The following is a 14,144-nucleotide window of genomic DNA, read 5'->3' on the forward strand; positions in this document are numbered from 1 at the left end:
TTCTATCTTATATATACGCAGCATGGCAATAACAAATGTTGAGTTGTATCAAGGCGACAGGAAGTTGGTTCAGCCAGTTGTAATGACAGATTTGCCTAAGGAAATAACAGAATACATTTCTGGTTTCGGTGCTGGCAAAGGCTTAAGAATGATTAATGAGCTTGAAATTCCCGAGGGCATTTTACCTACTCCGGCCCAAACATTTTATAAAATGAATGAGTTGTATGACTTATACTATCAGGCACCTTCCAAACATAAGACGCTTGGGAAAGCATTTGGAGATGGATTATTCTTGACCGGGCATGTGATTAGGATTGTCAATGGTCAGCCTTACATTGGAACTTTAGATAATTTAGCAAATGGATATCCTGATGGGGGACCACGGCACATTGAAGATATGGGCCTAGATAAAATGGAAGCGGTTGACGGGAGAATCTTTAAACAGGGCAAAGGACAAATAGTTGCCTGGGAAATAGTTGGAGAATACAAAACCAGGGATGGAAAAACGGAATATTTTGCCCTGCCATTAGTAGGGGAAAATGGACAACGTTCTGTGGATTATGAAAGTTTTCAGGATCCATTTAACATTTTGGGATTTGAGCATGGAAAATTAATGTCGATAAATCAAGACCTTTTTAATAGATATAGGATTATCGCGGTTTTGGACAGGGGAAAATTCATAGAAGCTAACCCAGGCGTATCTCTTGAAGACGTTGCTAAAGCTGGCCCAAAGAGTTTCCCTCCTGTGGAAAAGGTAGAAAGGATTCCTCATTGAAGCCGTCACTACAATTTCTTTAAAATCTTATTTCAAATTAAAGGCATAGCTTTAAAAATGAATAAGCTGTTTTCATGCCCATGGAACAGGCAATGATATTCCCTGGATTGAAAAAAAGGTCAGTAAAGGAAATAGTCTTCAATATACTCTGCACAGATTACCCGCTCAACCTGACTAAGCTGCATGACATAATATCAAAAAAATACAACCTCAAAGTCAGCTATCAGGGGATTAGGTTCGCGATAAATGAGCTGAAAGATGAAGAGATCATTGAAAAGGTCGGAAAGGAGTACATTTTAAGCAAGGAATGGATTGACAGGCTAGTCAAGTTCTCTGAAAACCTCAAGGAGAATTATTCCCAGATGGGAAGGTTCAAGAGATTTGACCTGCAGACAACCCAGCTTACTGTCAACAGCCTCATGGAATTGGGGGATTTTCTTTTATATGCCCTTGAAAATGACTTTTTTGACACACAGAAAAAAAGGGAGCTCTACATGCAGTTCGTTCATCTTTGGATCCCTTTTGCCCAGAAGAACAAAAGGGACAGGCTCAAGAGGATTTTCGACCAGAACAAAGGCAAGATATACTGCCTTTGCCAGGAAAAAACATTCGGCGACATCATACTTGGGAATTACTACAGGTTCCTCGGGAACATAAAAGTTGGCGTAAACCTGAACCTTCCGGCAGACACATGGGTGCACGGGGACTGCGTAATCCAGATTTTCATGCCTGAAAAGCTGAGGAGCCGCATGAAGAATGCCTACAGCCTCTCAAAGGAATTCCTGTCATTCAACAAGATTGACATCCTGACTGAAATGACCTTTGAGAAGCATCCGATAGAGATTGTGATAACGAGAAATCCATCTGTAGCTAAGAAGATTAAGGAGAAAGTTTTGAAATATTTCGGCAAATGATTTGACATTGCAGCTTTAAAATTCTTGTAGCATTCGCATATTATAAAGCCCCTTCTTTATTTTTCCATGGGAATTGAAGAGAAAGTCGCAGACACAACAAATCATGAAGGGATTGCTGCAAAAGCCAATACAAGCCTGTGGCAGGCATGGAAAAATCTCAGCTGGAAAGGAAAGCTTGTCGCGGGAATGGCTGTCAGCCTGTCCGCCCTATTTACAGGTGGGCTGTCAGCTCTCGCTGGCTCATCATTTATCTATGGCGCAATGACCACGCCTGTTACAATGTCTGCGAATATGATTGTTTACAAGATGGTGCAAAAAAAGAACAAGCGGCCAGTCACATCCAAAGGGCTCCTTGCCGAAACATTGTTTGGCTCCTTGATGGCCCCGTATGGAATTGCTGGCTATGCAGGGTTTAATTTATTGCCCAACTGGATAACAAAGATGGCAGTTGGGTTTGGGGCATTGATTCCCTTTTCATATGCAATGTATTTTCCAATACGATATTTGCTGCACAATTACACTTTCAGAGGATTTATGGACGACCCGAAACAGGCATTCAGCGAGGCTCTTGATTCGCTTAAGCAGAATTTCTGGAAGGCATACCTGAAATCCCTGGTGTATTTGCCAATCCCGCTGGGCGCTTTTTGGCATTACACTTCCCAGTGGCCTGTCCCTGCACAAGCGCAAACACAAACATTGGCAGGAGTTGGAGGGAGGATATTCTTGAAATACAATGTTGACAAGGATATCAAAGTGTCAAAAAGTTATGTCCTGCCGCGACCAGCTTATAGGATGGCTGCATAAGTGAATTAATTATTTTTAATAATATTTTATAGAATTTTATGGGCTCTTTCTCAGCATTGTCCTTGGGAAGGGAATTGCATCCTTTATGTTGTCAAGATGGCAGAGCCATGAAACAACCCTTTCCACGCCAAGGCCGTAGCCTGCATGCGGAACACTGCCATATTTCCTCAAGTCAAAGTAGAAATTATAATTTTTCGGGTCCTCGCCGTCTCTCTCCAGCTTTTTTGCCATTTCTTCAACGTCGAGGTCCCTTTGGCTTCCGCCGACAATCTCGCCATATCCTTCAGGCGCAAGAACATCAACGCATAATGCTGTTTCAGAATCATTCGGGTCAGACGGCTTGTAGAATGCCATGATGTCTTTTGGGTAATTTGTGACAAGCACCGGCTTGTCAAAATGCCTGACAATCAGGTCCTCCTCTATTGTTCTCAGGTCCTTTCCAAATTCAACATCCATATTTTCCTTTTCCTTGAGAAGCTTCAAAGCATCCCTGTAGGTGATTCTCGGGAACGGCGGGACTATTTTCTTCAGCTTTCCGATATCCTGCCCAAGCAATTTCAAATCCTCTGCATTTTTTTCAGTGACTTCCTTGACAATAAATGCTATGCACGCCTCTATTGAGTCAAGCAATTGCGGCAGGCCAATCCATGCCTGCTCCATTTCGGCCATCCAAAACTCGCTTAAGTGCCTTGAGGTCTTGCTCTTTTCTGCCCTGAAGCATGGCGAAATGCAGAATAATTTTTCATAGCCGAAAATTGCGGCCTCGCCGTAAAGCTGCCATGTCTGTGCGAGATAGGTTTTTTCCTTGTAATACTTCACTTCGAACAGGGTTGAGCCTCCTTCTGACTGGTTGGGCTGCAGGATTGGTGGCGAAAATTCCAGGAATCCGTTATGCAGGTAGAAATTCCTGAATGCCTGGAGCACAGTGTTCCTGACTTTCATTACTGCCAGCATCTTCCTGCTCCTTATCCAGAGATGCCTGTTGTCCAAAAGAAATTCTGGGGATTGGTCTTTTTGAATGGGAAAAGGCTCTGCTATTTGCTCCACATGGAATTTTTCAACCAAGACTTCAAAACCGCTTGGTGCGCGCTTGTCCTCTTTTATTTCACCGGTGACTCCGAGCGAGGACTCAATCAGGAGGGAATCAATCTGCTTCCATTCTTCATCTGAGAATTTTTCACGGTCAAAGACACATTGGATAATGTTTGTGCCATCGCGCAGAACTATAAATGCTAGCTTGTTGCTCTTTCTTTCGCGCCAGGCCCAGCCCCTAATTGAAACATGGCCATGGCCCTTATGCATGGCTTCCTGGATTGTGAGATAATGTATTTTTTGCATTGTTTTATGCAGTAAAATATAGACTATAAAAAGTTTGCCTAATCTTTGCGCATGTCTGTATTAAAAGCGCGCCTGCAGCAGGGCTTCATGCCCATTGCTTCTTGGGAGTTTGACATATTTTTCACCAGCATGCTCTGCCACCAATTGAGTCAGGTAACCGTAAGGCACTATCACACCAAGCCTTCTGGTAACTGGCATTTCCACTAACAGATTCTCATCAGCAGATTCCATCATGACGTGCGTAAGGTCAGCAAGATTTTTTGGAAGGGGGTTGAGGTAGATATCATAATCTGGGTAAAAAAAAGAGGCATGAACATCTGGAAACAAAACTTGCCTAACGCCTAAATACCTTGCAAGCTTGCCTTTGTCAACCCTATCCTCCCCACTTTTCTTTGGCATTGAATGCAGGAAATAATGCCCATGCCCGCCACTTTTGTAAAATAACAACAAAGTCTGAAGGACAGCAATGCCATCTGGTATCTTTCCCTTTAATTTTCTCAGAGCTTCGAATTTTTCAGCAACAGTGTCTATTTCATGGCCATACCTAAGCAAATCAACCTTTCCGATGTCATGTTCTATTCTTTCTACAAGCGAGTCTTTTTGCATCCTATGGGGGAATCTAAAACACCTATTTAAATTTATTTCATAATTGTTGGAATTTATTACTAAAATAACCATAAATTATATAAATAATGGAAAATTTTTCCATATTATGAGAAAACTTGATGTCAAGGATTTGGAAATACTAGGCTTAATCCAGGAAAACAGCAAGCTGACAAGCCAGCAAATATCAAAGCGTACAAGAATACCAATAACCACAGTCCATAACAGGATAAAAAAGCTGGAAGAGGAAAAAATAATAAAGCAATATTCTGTGCAGATCGACAAAAGAAAAATAGGAAAGATGATATCTGCATACATATTGGTAAGCGTAAACTACCCGCAGCAGCACATCAAAAGATTCTCACAGGAGGAAATTGCAAGGAAAATACGACAAATTGATGGCGTTTCGGAAGTGGCAATTGTGGCCGGCGAAACTGACATAATACTCAAAATAGACCTGGATGATATCAACAGCTTGAATGATTTTGTTGTCAACAAACTGAGGAATATTGACGGCATTGACAAGACAAGGACAATGGTTATACTGCATGAGTTTTAGGAAGAGGTGAATTACACGAAAATTCCACCGATGGTGATTTTGGGAGTTGGCGCATTTGTCATATTGATGAGCTTTATTTCTTTTGAGCGAGGGACAAGGGTAATGTTCCTGATTGTTGGCATTGGCTTTTTGGTTTACGGCATAGTAAGGCTGTTTGACGACAAAGAGGGGGCCAGGGCAAAGCCTGCAACTCATGGAAATGCTTCAGCTGCCGCAATGATGCAACAACAGGCTGTGCATCATGCAGGAGCAAACCCGACATTCAAGCAGGTGTTACAAGGCAGGCAGCCTCAGGCACATCATCAGCATGCGTATGCAACATGCCAGAGATGCAATGCAAAAATCCACGCGCAACAAAATTTCTGCCATAACTGCGGCACGAGATTAAGGTAAATTTTACTTTATCATGACATAGTCATTGAAAATTCTTCAATAATTGGCTTTACAGCCTTGACATAATCCTCTGATTTCATAACTATTGATGCAGTCTGCACACCTGCGTTAAAAGCAATCTCATCATTTTTCAGCATGCTTTTGTCGAGATAAACCGGAATTGAGAAAAGATTGCCAAAAGGCGGAACTCCACCAACAACGCATCCAGTTGCCTTAAGAACTTCATCAGGAGTTGCCATTGAAAGGCTTTTCTCGCCTATGACTGCTCTCATTTTGGCAAGGTCGATTTTGCGATTCCCTGGGAGAACACATATTAGGAATTTTCCTCTGCTTCTCAGGACAATGGCTTTTGCGCCCTGGCTTTCACTGGTGCCCCTGACCTTTGCAGCTATTTGTGAGGTTGGAGTTGGCTCATGCTCCAAAAGCTTGTAATTAAAATTCATTGACTCAAGAAGTTCCTTTATTTGCTTGGTGACATTATTCATGTTAGCCTAAGGTGTAAGCCTATCAGGGTCGCGTGGCAAAAGTATGGCTTCCCTTATGTTTCCCAAATTGAGCATTTGCTCCACTATCCTGTCAACTCCAAGCCCGACTCCGCCATGCGGGATTGCCCCGAACCTGAAAATATCCCTGTAAAATTGCAGTTTTGCCATGTCAATGCCTTTTTCAGCTGCCTGCTTTTCGAGGATGTCCAGGCGATGCTCCCTTTGCGCGCCTGTTCCAATTTCAACACCGCGATAGATTAAGTCAAATGAGCGCGTCCCTTTTTGATTTCCATCTGGCCTCATATGATAGAATGGCCTTTTGGCCCAGGGATAGTTCAATGCAAAGACAAATTCGGAGCCGAATTTTTCCCTCACAATTTCACCCAGCAGTTTTTCAGCCTCAGCATCAAGGTCGTCATCTTCAGGAACCGCCTTGCCTCTCTCCTTCAGCAGTTTCCTGATTTCTGAAATATCCAGCCTTGGAATTTCATTAGGCACCTGGACCTGCGCACCGAGAATCTGGAGCTCATTGTGGCAATCATGGGAAACTGCCTTTGTGGCATGCTTAAGGTAGCGCTCTATGACGTCCATCACGTCATGCTCATCCTTGATGAATCCCATCTCAAAATCAATCCCCACAAACTCGGTAAGGTGCCTTGTCGTGTGGGATTTTTCCGCCCGGAAAATCGTGCCGATTTCAAAAACCTTTTCCAGGCCTGAAATTACGAACATCTGCTTGTAGATTTGCGGCGACTGCGCCAATGATGCCTTCCTGCCGAAATAGTCAATCTTGAATTCCTCTGCGCCTGATTCAACTCCGCTCTGTGTCAGCTTTGGCGTGTTTATGTTGATAAAGCCTTCCTTTATGAAAAATTCAGTTGTTGCGCCAAGGAGCCTGCTCCTGATTTTGAAAATTGCCTCAATCCTTTTCCTCCTCAGGTCAAGAAACCTGTAATCAAGCCTTTTGTCAATGACTGTTGTGGTATCCTCGGCAACTTCAATTGGAAGCGGTGTTTCAGCTCTGCTGATTAGCTGGATTTTTTCAGCTACAACCTCAATTTCGCCCGTTGGCATTTCTTTCTTGACCTGATTTTCAGGCCTTTTATTCACAGTTCCTTCGACCAAGAGCACAGACTCTTTGCTTATTGTCCCGAACTCTTTGGCCAATGATGGATTCAGGAAGAATTGCGTTATCCCGTGCCTGTCCCTCAAAAGCAGAAATCCAATTTTGCCCTGCACCCTCACTGTGTCTACCCAGCCGCAAAGAGTCACCTTTTCGCCAGCGTCATTTGCTTTCAATTCCCCGCAGGTGTGCGTGCGCATCATGGAAGAAAGAGAAACTGAAGATTATTTAAAGATGATTGTTTATTTAAGCTATTTCTCAGGAATCTGAACTGCTATTTTGCCCGAAAGAAGGTCCCTTACCATCTCTGCATCCTTGATTGTCCCGACAATGCTGCCCCAATGCATTGGGACAACCAGCTTGGGCCTGATTGATTCGGCAGCCCTTGCACATTCGCTTGCCGTCATTACATAGGTTCCGGAGCAAGGAAGCATTGCGACATCAATATTAAATCTGGGCATGCTGCCCATTTCCGGAATCAGATCAGTGTCGCCTGCATGGTAAATCCTTTTCCCCTCTGTTTCAATGATGTAGCCTACCCAGTCATTTGCCTGTGGATGGAAATGCTTGTTGACATTATATGAAGGGACTGTGTGGATTTTCACGCCTCCGATATCATAGGTGTTGTTAGGCTCAACAAGCACAACCTTGCCGGGAAAGTCCCTGAGGCTGCTTTGCGAATCAGGCGTGACTGCAATTGTTGTTGATGGTGTGGCAATCTTCTTGATATCTTCCTTGCTCAGGTGGTCATAATGGCTGTGGCTAATAAGGATGATGTCAGCCGTGTCAGAAGTCTGAATTTGGAATGGGTCAAGGAATATCCTTTTTTCGCCAATGATTTCAAACCCGGCATGGCCCAGCCACTTAATCTGCCCCATATTTCCTTAGAATGAAAAATGTTATTTAAATGTTGGTACAGCCTATTCCTTAAACACCACAATGATTCCGTTGGGTATGCTGGATTCCCTGTTGCCAATGTCATCGCCTGTAAATATTTTTGCAGGAGCCTTCTTTTTCCAGTCATATGGCAGGATGTAGTATGTGGAAGGGTCATTCCATTTGGAGCCCGCTATGCCCCCGGCTGATTTGCCGCCGCTCAAAATCCTCCCCCCATAAATGTAGCCCACAAGCATCCTGGTTCCGGCTGCGAGAGTGCTGAAATTTATTTTTGCATCCCGCAAATCCCTGCCTTGTTTTTTGATGTCCAATCCAGTCCTTATCCAGCCATTCTCAAGCAAATAGATTGTTCTGTCAGTCTCTGCCAGTGAGCCGGCGATTTCAAATGGTGTTTTTCCATGCACGCCAAGAACCTTGAAACCTTCAAATGATTCTTCGGAAGCAGCTATTTCTTCACCAGAAATAGGCTGATTTAGCTTAACCATTGTTCCAGAAGGTATGTTGCTCCAGTCTGCTATCTCATGCCCCCTGGCTTGCCTGCCATCAGAAAAAATATAAAGAGTAGATGGGTCATCAAACATTGCCCGGGCAATGTCCCAAGCTTTGTTGCTGCTGCTGATAATATTAGAGCCAGGGGCAGTATAAACACCAACAGCCCTATCAAAATCCTGCCCTGTTCCATAGAGAGCCTGCGCCAAGACTGGATCGCCAATTACCAGCCTATTCGGGACATCCGGGTCCTTTTTTGGCCTGTCATCAAGGCCAAGCAATTTCCTAAGCCGGTGATCTGCAAATAATAATCCACATTTCTTTCTCCCCCTGTGCGGTTTGGGGTGCCACCTGTTTGGAGAGCCATATGCAACCATGGAATGTGTCAGCACGTTGTAATCGTTTATCTTGTATCTTATTTGGAGCTGGTAAAGAAGCAATCTTAATGAATTGATTTGCTGTAAGTTTATAGGCCGGTCATAGTAGCCAACTACCTCAATTCCAATTGAATGATAGTTCAAATTTGTAAGGCCCCCCCACATGCTCCTTCCAGCGTGGTTGGAAACCTTGCCTGAATGGATTATCCGGCATACTTTCCCGTCCGTATCTACCATATAGTTTGCAGCGCCATGCTTTTTTAGGCTTTCAAGGCTTCCCCTTCCTCCACCTTCGGTGGTGTGGAGGATTATGTACTTTGTATCAGGCCTGTATGGCCTTTTGTTATTCCATCGGCTATATGAATCTACCACGCTAAGTTCCCCAGAGGCCTTCATTGATGTTGAGCCTGTCTTGGCTGCTGCTTTTTTGGCAAATGCTTTCAAAGAGTTTGGTATCAGGCTGGACAATGCAAATCCTGCTGCGGCCCGCCCTGCTGTTCTCAGAAATTTTCTCCTCGATAAGCCAAGCTCAAGATCGTCAATGATTTGCATGATATCCGCATCAATTTTATCGACCCATTTTTGCTTTGGCTCAATGTTGTTCAATTCGCTGAGAAGTTTTTTCAAATCATGCAATTCTTTAGTGTATTCCTGCCTGTTGACAAGATGGTGTGCTTTCAGTCTTCTGAAAATAAAAGCAATTCTTGATGTTGCTGATTCAATTTTTTTATAGTCCTGTTTCACCTCGTCTTTCCACACATATGCCAAATCCCTGTTTATCCATTCTTTTGCATCATCCCATGCAGCCTGCAAGGATTCTTGTGCAGAAGGCTGAGGTACAGGGGGATTTTTCGAAACCATGAGTATCTGTTTATGCATTTCAGTGTTATAAATAAATTGCGGTAAGAAGAAGGATTAAACTTTTTCAAGCTTGAGTATTCGTTCTATTTCTGCCTGGGAGACTGAACAGCCTTTCAGCTTCACGGCCCATAAAACACTGTCAAGAAGCTGCCTTTCCGCATCCTCCATCTGCGGCAGGTAATTGTCAAGCAGGCCCATCTCAAAGGCCACGGTTACAAGCTCAACGCTCCTTATGACCCTGATTTTTCTTGTATGATGGATAAACTCATCGATATTGCGCTGGATTGCCTTGATGGGGGCATGAAGCCTGTTTTTCAGTATCTCAGCCGCAACCCTGGGATTTTCTATGAGGATGCGGGTCATTCTTTCGTCCACTACAACAGCCTCGGATTCCATAAAAATTGCGCTTGCCAATGCCTGCATTTCGCCGTATTGGATTATCCTTATTGGATTACCATATGCTTCGAAGCTGTTGTTGGTCAGGGAAAGCAGATGGTTTGTAAGGCTGTTGATTTCATTGTTGTAGATTAGCTTGAAAGTGCCATTGTGGACAAGGGACTGGACCTGCAATGCCTCAAACTTGAAAACTTTGCTGGCCAAAGGCCTGTCGATAACTTCGCTTTTCACGCCTGTTGGCAGATAGAATTCACCATTGAACCGCCTTTTAAGTTGTTCAAGTATGGAAAGGAGGTTATTCATGGCCAGGCTTATGATTGGCCCTGCATCGAAAACAAGGCTTTTCATTTGAACAGGCTCCGGGTGTATTCAAGTCTGCGTTTTACATCCTCGACGCGCAATGGGACGTCTGTCATTGTTGTCTTCCCAATATAATCCAGCAGCTGCCACTGGGAAACGCCGAGCAGGTCAGCAGACTTGGCAATTGATATCCCATGCTCATAGAGCCGGCTGCCTTTCTTGATTCGGGCCTGCTGCACCACTTGCTCTATATATTTCCCGACTTTCAGATCCATGCGTGCAATATGCAGCATCATGTTCCGGACAGCCTTATGGAAATTCTGCTCATGATTGGCCATGAGGAAATGGAGCATTTGGCTTATATGCGCATGGAGGCTTGGATGCAATTCCCCTGTGCGCTCATAGATTTTGGAAATTGAGTATACTATTACTGCAACTGATATTGAATCAGGGTCCTGGAAGATTGAGGCATTGTGGATTGTTGTATTGCTCAGTGCCTTAAGCTCAGAATAATCTGTCTCATCCTTTGCCTCCAGGATTTTGACCACTTTGGATAGAGTTGATATCAAGTCAGTCCTAACTTGCGGGTGCATGGTTTTGCCATGGCTTTGGTATTATTTATTTTTATTGATATATTCCATGAGATACTACTTGATAATGACAACAATGCAAAGGTTTAAAAATAAGCATATATGGCTAGATCCCATGACTTCAACAGATTACATATCAAGAGAGATGAATACGCCATCTGGCATAATCATACCTGTCCCCACTGCAATGCAAGATGGGAGAGCTGACAGGGAAAGCATTGCAAAGATTGTCACAAGCAACCCCCATGCAGCCGGCTACATGGCACATTCCTCCACAGGTGAAAAATGGAGGCTCGGCAATGCTGATTTGGACGAGGCAATGCGGGGCATTGTCGAAGGGATGAGCGAGCTGAAAACAAGAGGCGGAAGTGACAAGCCTTTATGGGTCATACTGACCACTCAAAATTTCATGGATGATAGAAAATTAGGATATTTGGCTGACAAATATACGAGGATGGGAGCTACGGCTGGTGTTGTTGTTCCACTGAAGCATAGAAGCAATGGTGGATTATTGCAGCGGGGGAATTACAGCAAACGGGGTATTCTGGAAGGGTCTTTTGGTGACATTAATGATTCTCCATTGGACATAATCCTTTATGATAATCCGGCCATAACACGTGGTGAAAGCCTGGATGCTGACACTCTCAAAATGATGCTGGATGCTGACAAAAACAATCGCATTGTCGGCATAAAGGTTTCAAACAACTATGACCAGATGAAAAGGCTGTCAAAGGCTTCAGAGGGTAAAATCAGGATTTATGCAGGGGGCGAGAACTTTGCCAGCCCTCATCTTGAAAATGGCCAGCTGGTGCAGGGAGCAGTGTCAGGATTTGCTCCTGTTGCATTTGATGTTGTGAATAATTATGTCAGGCATATTATGGAAGCCGACAGGGCAGGCATAGACCCCATGCACCGGGCATTTATTCATAGTGCTTACGAGATGATGGGCCCTAATCGTGAAAAAGCCATTCCGGTAATAAAATACCTGCTCAAGGAACAGGGAATTATAGCGTCGGATGAAGTGGCAAGTGGCACTCCTGAGCTGACAAAAGAAGAGAAGCTGACACTGACCAGGCTGCTGGACAACCTGAAACAATATAACAGCCTTATTGCGAGGACCGATAAAGCGCTGAAAAATGATTTGGTGGCCTCTGCGGGCTTAGCAACAAGAATCAGAAAATTATAAAATAAAAAATAAACCGGATTAGATTCCGGCCAGCTTGTTCGAAAAGTTCTCCTTGATGAATTGCACCATCATGTCATTGCCTGCCAGCGTGTAGCATCGCAAGGCTGTGACAAAAAGGCTTTCCCTCAGGCATGTGTCGCCGAGCATTGACAGCTTGTCCTTGTCAGATGCAAGCTCATAAGCTTTTGCCGCATAGACAATTTGCCTGTCATCCAGGCACCTGTCGCCGACCTCAACGAGCTTTGCAGCGTCATTGATGGCTGTGAAAACCTCGATGGCATAATCCCATTTGGCCTTGGCTAGGCAGTCGTCTCCAACTGACCTGAGCTTGTCAACTGCGTTAAGTATGCGAAAGGCCTTGATTGCATCAAGGATGTGCCCATCCTCCAGGCACCTGTCGCCTAGTCTCTGCAGGCTGGGTGTATCGTCAGAAAGCCTGTAGACATCAATGGCATTCCCGACCTGGCCAAGCCTTTCATAATCCTGGCCAATGGCTGAAAGCCTTTTCTTGTTCGAAGACAAGATGAAAACCTTGATGGCGTTATTCAATTCCCCTTTTCGCAGGTATTCTTCACCCAGGGCATCAAGCACTTTTTTCCTGGTTGTCTCATTGAACATTGAGAGGTTGACATTGTCAACTCCCTTTTCCAAGAGAACCGGAACTAGCTTCTTGAAAGTGTTGAAATCCTCACTCAGCTTTTTGTTCCTTGAAATCAATGGTTCGCTGGTCTCGGCCATTTCCGTGACCATCCGCTTCACAATTTCATCATCTCTATCCATTTGCCTCACCTTTGGGCAGCCTTGGAGGGCCAGTTCGGCCCCGGGCTGTGTTAAATTAACTCACAGTTTTTTCTACAGGATTTCGATCTGCAGTTCATCGTCGTATGAAGCGGCAGCTGCCTGCTGCTTCTGCTTCCTTCGTCCATCATCCTTGCCAAGTATCCAGGGGGATTTAACTCCTGTGACAATTGTCATGATGGTCAGCTTGCCCTGCATATCATCGCTTACCCTGGCTCCCCAGATGACGTTTGCATCCTCATCGAGGTTTTCGGTGACGATTTCTCCGATCCTGTTGACTTCATCCAGTGTCATGTCCGGGCCGCCTTCAATGTGGATTAGCGCGCCTGTTGCACCTTCATATGAAACATCAAGCAATGGGTTGGACAAAGCGCCCTTGACTGCCTCATCCACCCTGTTCTTGGTGTCAGATGAGCCAATGCCAATGGTGGACACGCCGCCGTTTGTCATTATTGCCCTTACATCTGCATAATCAAGGTTGACTAGGCTTGGGACTGAAATTGTCTCGACAATGCCGCGGATCATTGTGGCAATGAGCTCATTGGCAATTGCAAAGGCCTGGCCTACTGGCAGGTTGCCTGCAATCTTGACGAGCCTGTTGTTGTCAACAACAACCACGGTATCTGAGAATTGCCTCAGCTGCTGCAATCCAAATTCAGCCTTGTCTATTCTTGCCCTTTCAATTTTGAACGGCATTGTCACTGTGCCAATGACGATTGAGCCTGTTTCCCTGGCAACCTTTGCAACTACGGGAGCTGAGCCTGTTCCTGTTCCGCCTCCCATGCCTGCGCATACGAAGACGATATCAGATTTGTTCAGGACCTCCCTGATTTCATTCAATGTCTCTTCAGCTGATTTTTGCCCTTTTTCAGGGAATCCGCCACAGCCCAATCCTCTTGTAACATTGCGCCCAATGAGGAATTTTTTGTCTGCCTCAGAAATATCCAGATGCTGTTTGTCTGTGTTTATTGCTATGATTTCGGCTCCCTTGACGCCTTTCTTGTAGAGCCAGCTTACCATGTTGTTGCCTGCGCCCCCGCAGCCAATCACTCTGATAGTTGCTTGTCCAATACTGTTTTCTTGAGCCACCTTATCATTAGGCAGGCTCTTTAGTGCCTCTTTCACCAAAAAATCCACTATAATCACCTCGTGTCTTTGAAGAGTGCCATACTCCGGCTTTTCCTCTCCTACCGGATAAGTTGGCCTAGAGCAAGCACACCCTTTCCTGATGCGGTTTAATATGAATAGATATACTA

The 14,144-nt window shown here is 44.6% G+C and carries 16 protein-coding genes; 6 read left to right on the forward strand and 10 right to left on the reverse strand.

The annotated features are described in order from the left end of the window. The first annotated feature begins 22 nt into the window (after nt 1-22). From J4227_02060 to J4227_02070, 3 genes are all read left to right on the forward strand, one after another. A complete protein-coding gene (locus J4227_02060) occupies nt 23-775 on the forward strand; it encodes a hypothetical protein (protein MBS3109290.1) in 753 nt (250 codons plus the stop codon). An 80-nt stretch (nt 776-855) separates the two neighbouring features. Beyond that, nucleotides 856-1,689, forward strand: coding sequence for a hypothetical protein (locus J4227_02065; protein MBS3109291.1), 834 nt, complete (start codon nt 856-858; stop codon nt 1,687-1,689). A 66-nt stretch (nt 1,690-1,755) separates the two neighbouring features. Continuing rightward, entirely contained in the window at nt 1,756-2,493 is a 738-nt protein-coding gene (locus J4227_02070; GenBank protein ID MBS3109292.1) for a hypothetical protein, read from the forward strand. 36 nt (nt 2,494-2,529) lie between these two features. Here the strand turns inward: J4227_02070 and asnS are convergent, their stop codons facing one another. Together asnS and J4227_02080 are read right to left on the reverse strand one after the other, a co-directional pair. Then, nucleotides 2,530-3,831, reverse strand: coding sequence for an asparagine--tRNA ligase (gene asnS, locus J4227_02075; protein ID MBS3109293.1), 1,302 nt, complete (start codon nt 3,829-3,831; stop codon nt 2,530-2,532). Between the two features lie 60 nt (nt 3,832-3,891). Further along, nucleotides 3,892-4,437 carry a hypothetical protein gene (locus J4227_02080; GenBank protein ID MBS3109294.1) on the reverse strand — a complete coding sequence of 182 codons (546 nt, stop codon included), beginning with the start codon at nt 4,435-4,437 and terminating at the stop codon, nt 3,892-3,894. Nucleotides 4,438-4,543: 106 nt separating this feature from the next. On the opposite strand from J4227_02080, the gene J4227_02085 reads away from it, so the two are divergent. Then, nucleotides 4,544-4,993: an Lrp/AsnC family transcriptional regulator gene (locus tag J4227_02085; protein ID MBS3109295.1), complete on the forward strand. Its 450-nt coding sequence runs from the start codon at nt 4,544-4,546 to the stop codon at nt 4,991-4,993. A 30-nt stretch (nt 4,994-5,023) separates the two neighbouring features. Further along, nucleotides 5,024-5,386: a hypothetical protein gene (locus tag J4227_02090; GenBank protein ID MBS3109296.1), complete on the forward strand. Its 363-nt coding sequence runs from the start codon at nt 5,024-5,026 to the stop codon at nt 5,384-5,386. 11 nt (nt 5,387-5,397) lie between these two features. Here the strand turns inward: J4227_02090 and J4227_02095 are convergent, their stop codons facing one another. The 6 genes from J4227_02095 to J4227_02120 are packed head-to-tail and all read right to left on the reverse strand — an operon-like array spanning nt 5,398 to nt 10,907. Next, entirely contained in the window at nt 5,398-5,871 is a 474-nt protein-coding gene (locus tag J4227_02095; protein MBS3109297.1) for a hypothetical protein, read from the reverse strand. 6 nt (nt 5,872-5,877) lie between these two features. Then, nucleotides 5,878-7,197: an aspartate--tRNA(Asn) ligase gene (gene aspS / locus J4227_02100; protein MBS3109298.1), complete on the reverse strand. Its 1,320-nt coding sequence runs from the start codon at nt 7,195-7,197 to the stop codon at nt 5,878-5,880. A 48-nt stretch (nt 7,198-7,245) separates the two neighbouring features. Next, nucleotides 7,246-7,872: an MBL fold metallo-hydrolase gene (locus tag J4227_02105; GenBank protein MBS3109299.1), complete on the reverse strand. Its 627-nt coding sequence runs from the start codon at nt 7,870-7,872 to the stop codon at nt 7,246-7,248. A gap of 42 nt (nt 7,873-7,914) precedes the next feature. Next, nucleotides 7,915-9,618, reverse strand: coding sequence for an N-acetylmuramoyl-L-alanine amidase (locus J4227_02110; GenBank protein ID MBS3109300.1), 1,704 nt, complete (start codon nt 9,616-9,618; stop codon nt 7,915-7,917). A 54-nt stretch (nt 9,619-9,672) separates the two neighbouring features. Beyond that, entirely contained in the window at nt 9,673-10,362 is a 690-nt protein-coding gene (locus J4227_02115) for a hypothetical protein (protein MBS3109301.1), read from the reverse strand. Then, nucleotides 10,359-10,907 (reverse strand): hypothetical protein, encoded by a 549-nt coding sequence (locus J4227_02120; protein ID MBS3109302.1) that lies wholly within the window; start codon nt 10,905-10,907, stop codon nt 10,359-10,361. Before J4227_02120 ends, J4227_02115 begins: the two co-directional genes overlap by 4 nt. Nucleotides 10,908-11,019: 112 nt before the next feature. On the opposite strand from J4227_02120, the gene J4227_02125 reads away from it, so the two are divergent. Then, complete coding sequence (locus J4227_02125) at nt 11,020-12,090, forward strand: dihydrodipicolinate synthase family protein (GenBank protein ID MBS3109303.1); 1,071 nt, start codon at nt 11,020-11,022, stop codon at nt 12,088-12,090. 18 nt (nt 12,091-12,108) lie between these two features. On the opposite strand, the gene J4227_02130 is transcribed toward J4227_02125, so the two are convergent. Beyond that, entirely contained in the window at nt 12,109-12,870 is a 762-nt protein-coding gene (locus J4227_02130; GenBank protein MBS3109304.1) for a hypothetical protein, read from the reverse strand. 72 nt (nt 12,871-12,942) lie between these two features. Continuing rightward, nucleotides 12,943-14,025 (reverse strand): cell division protein FtsZ, encoded by a 1,083-nt coding sequence (gene ftsZ, locus J4227_02135; protein MBS3109305.1) that lies wholly within the window; start codon nt 14,023-14,025, stop codon nt 12,943-12,945. Nucleotides 14,026-14,144: the final 119 nt, after the last annotated feature.

It is taken from the genome of Candidatus Woesearchaeota archaeon (assembly GCA_018303405.1).
In the GTDB taxonomy this organism is placed as follows: domain Archaea; phylum Nanobdellota; class Nanobdellia; order Woesearchaeales; family JABMPP01; genus JAGVYD01.

Coding starts and splice junctions, on each gene's coding strand:
- asnS (MBS3109293.1), bottom strand. CDS start 3,831: ATGCAAAAAATACATTATCTCACAATCCAGGAAGCCATGCATAAGGGC.
- J4227_02125 (MBS3109303.1), top strand. CDS start 11,020: ATGACTTCAACAGATTACATATCAAGAGAGATGAATACGCCATCTGGC.
- J4227_02065 (MBS3109291.1), top strand. CDS start 856: ATGGAACAGGCAATGATATTCCCTGGATTGAAAAAAAGGTCAGTAAAG.
- J4227_02110 (MBS3109300.1), bottom strand. CDS start 9,618: ATGGTTTCGAAAAATCCCCCTGTACCTCAGCCTTCTGCACAAGAATCC.
- J4227_02070 (MBS3109292.1), top strand. CDS start 1,756: ATGGGAATTGAAGAGAAAGTCGCAGACACAACAAATCATGAAGGGATT.
- J4227_02130 (MBS3109304.1), bottom strand. CDS start 12,870: ATGGATAGAGATGATGAAATTGTGAAGCGGATGGTCACGGAAATGGCC.
- J4227_02120 (MBS3109302.1), bottom strand. CDS start 10,907: ATGCACCCGCAAGTTAGGACTGACTTGATATCAACTCTATCCAAAGTG.
- J4227_02060 (MBS3109290.1), top strand. CDS start 23: ATGGCAATAACAAATGTTGAGTTGTATCAAGGCGACAGGAAGTTGGTT.
- J4227_02085 (MBS3109295.1), top strand. CDS start 4,544: ATGAGAAAACTTGATGTCAAGGATTTGGAAATACTAGGCTTAATCCAG.
- aspS (MBS3109298.1), bottom strand. CDS start 7,197: ATGATGCGCACGCACACCTGCGGGGAATTGAAAGCAAATGACGCTGGC.
- J4227_02095 (MBS3109297.1), bottom strand. CDS start 5,871: ATGAATAATGTCACCAAGCAAATAAAGGAACTTCTTGAGTCAATGAAT.
- J4227_02090 (MBS3109296.1), top strand. CDS start 5,024: ATGGTGATTTTGGGAGTTGGCGCATTTGTCATATTGATGAGCTTTATT.
- J4227_02080 (MBS3109294.1), bottom strand. CDS start 4,437: ATGCAAAAAGACTCGCTTGTAGAAAGAATAGAACATGACATCGGAAAG.
- J4227_02115 (MBS3109301.1), bottom strand. CDS start 10,362: ATGAAAAGCCTTGTTTTCGATGCAGGGCCAATCATAAGCCTGGCCATG.
- J4227_02105 (MBS3109299.1), bottom strand. CDS start 7,872: ATGGGGCAGATTAAGTGGCTGGGCCATGCCGGGTTTGAAATCATTGGC.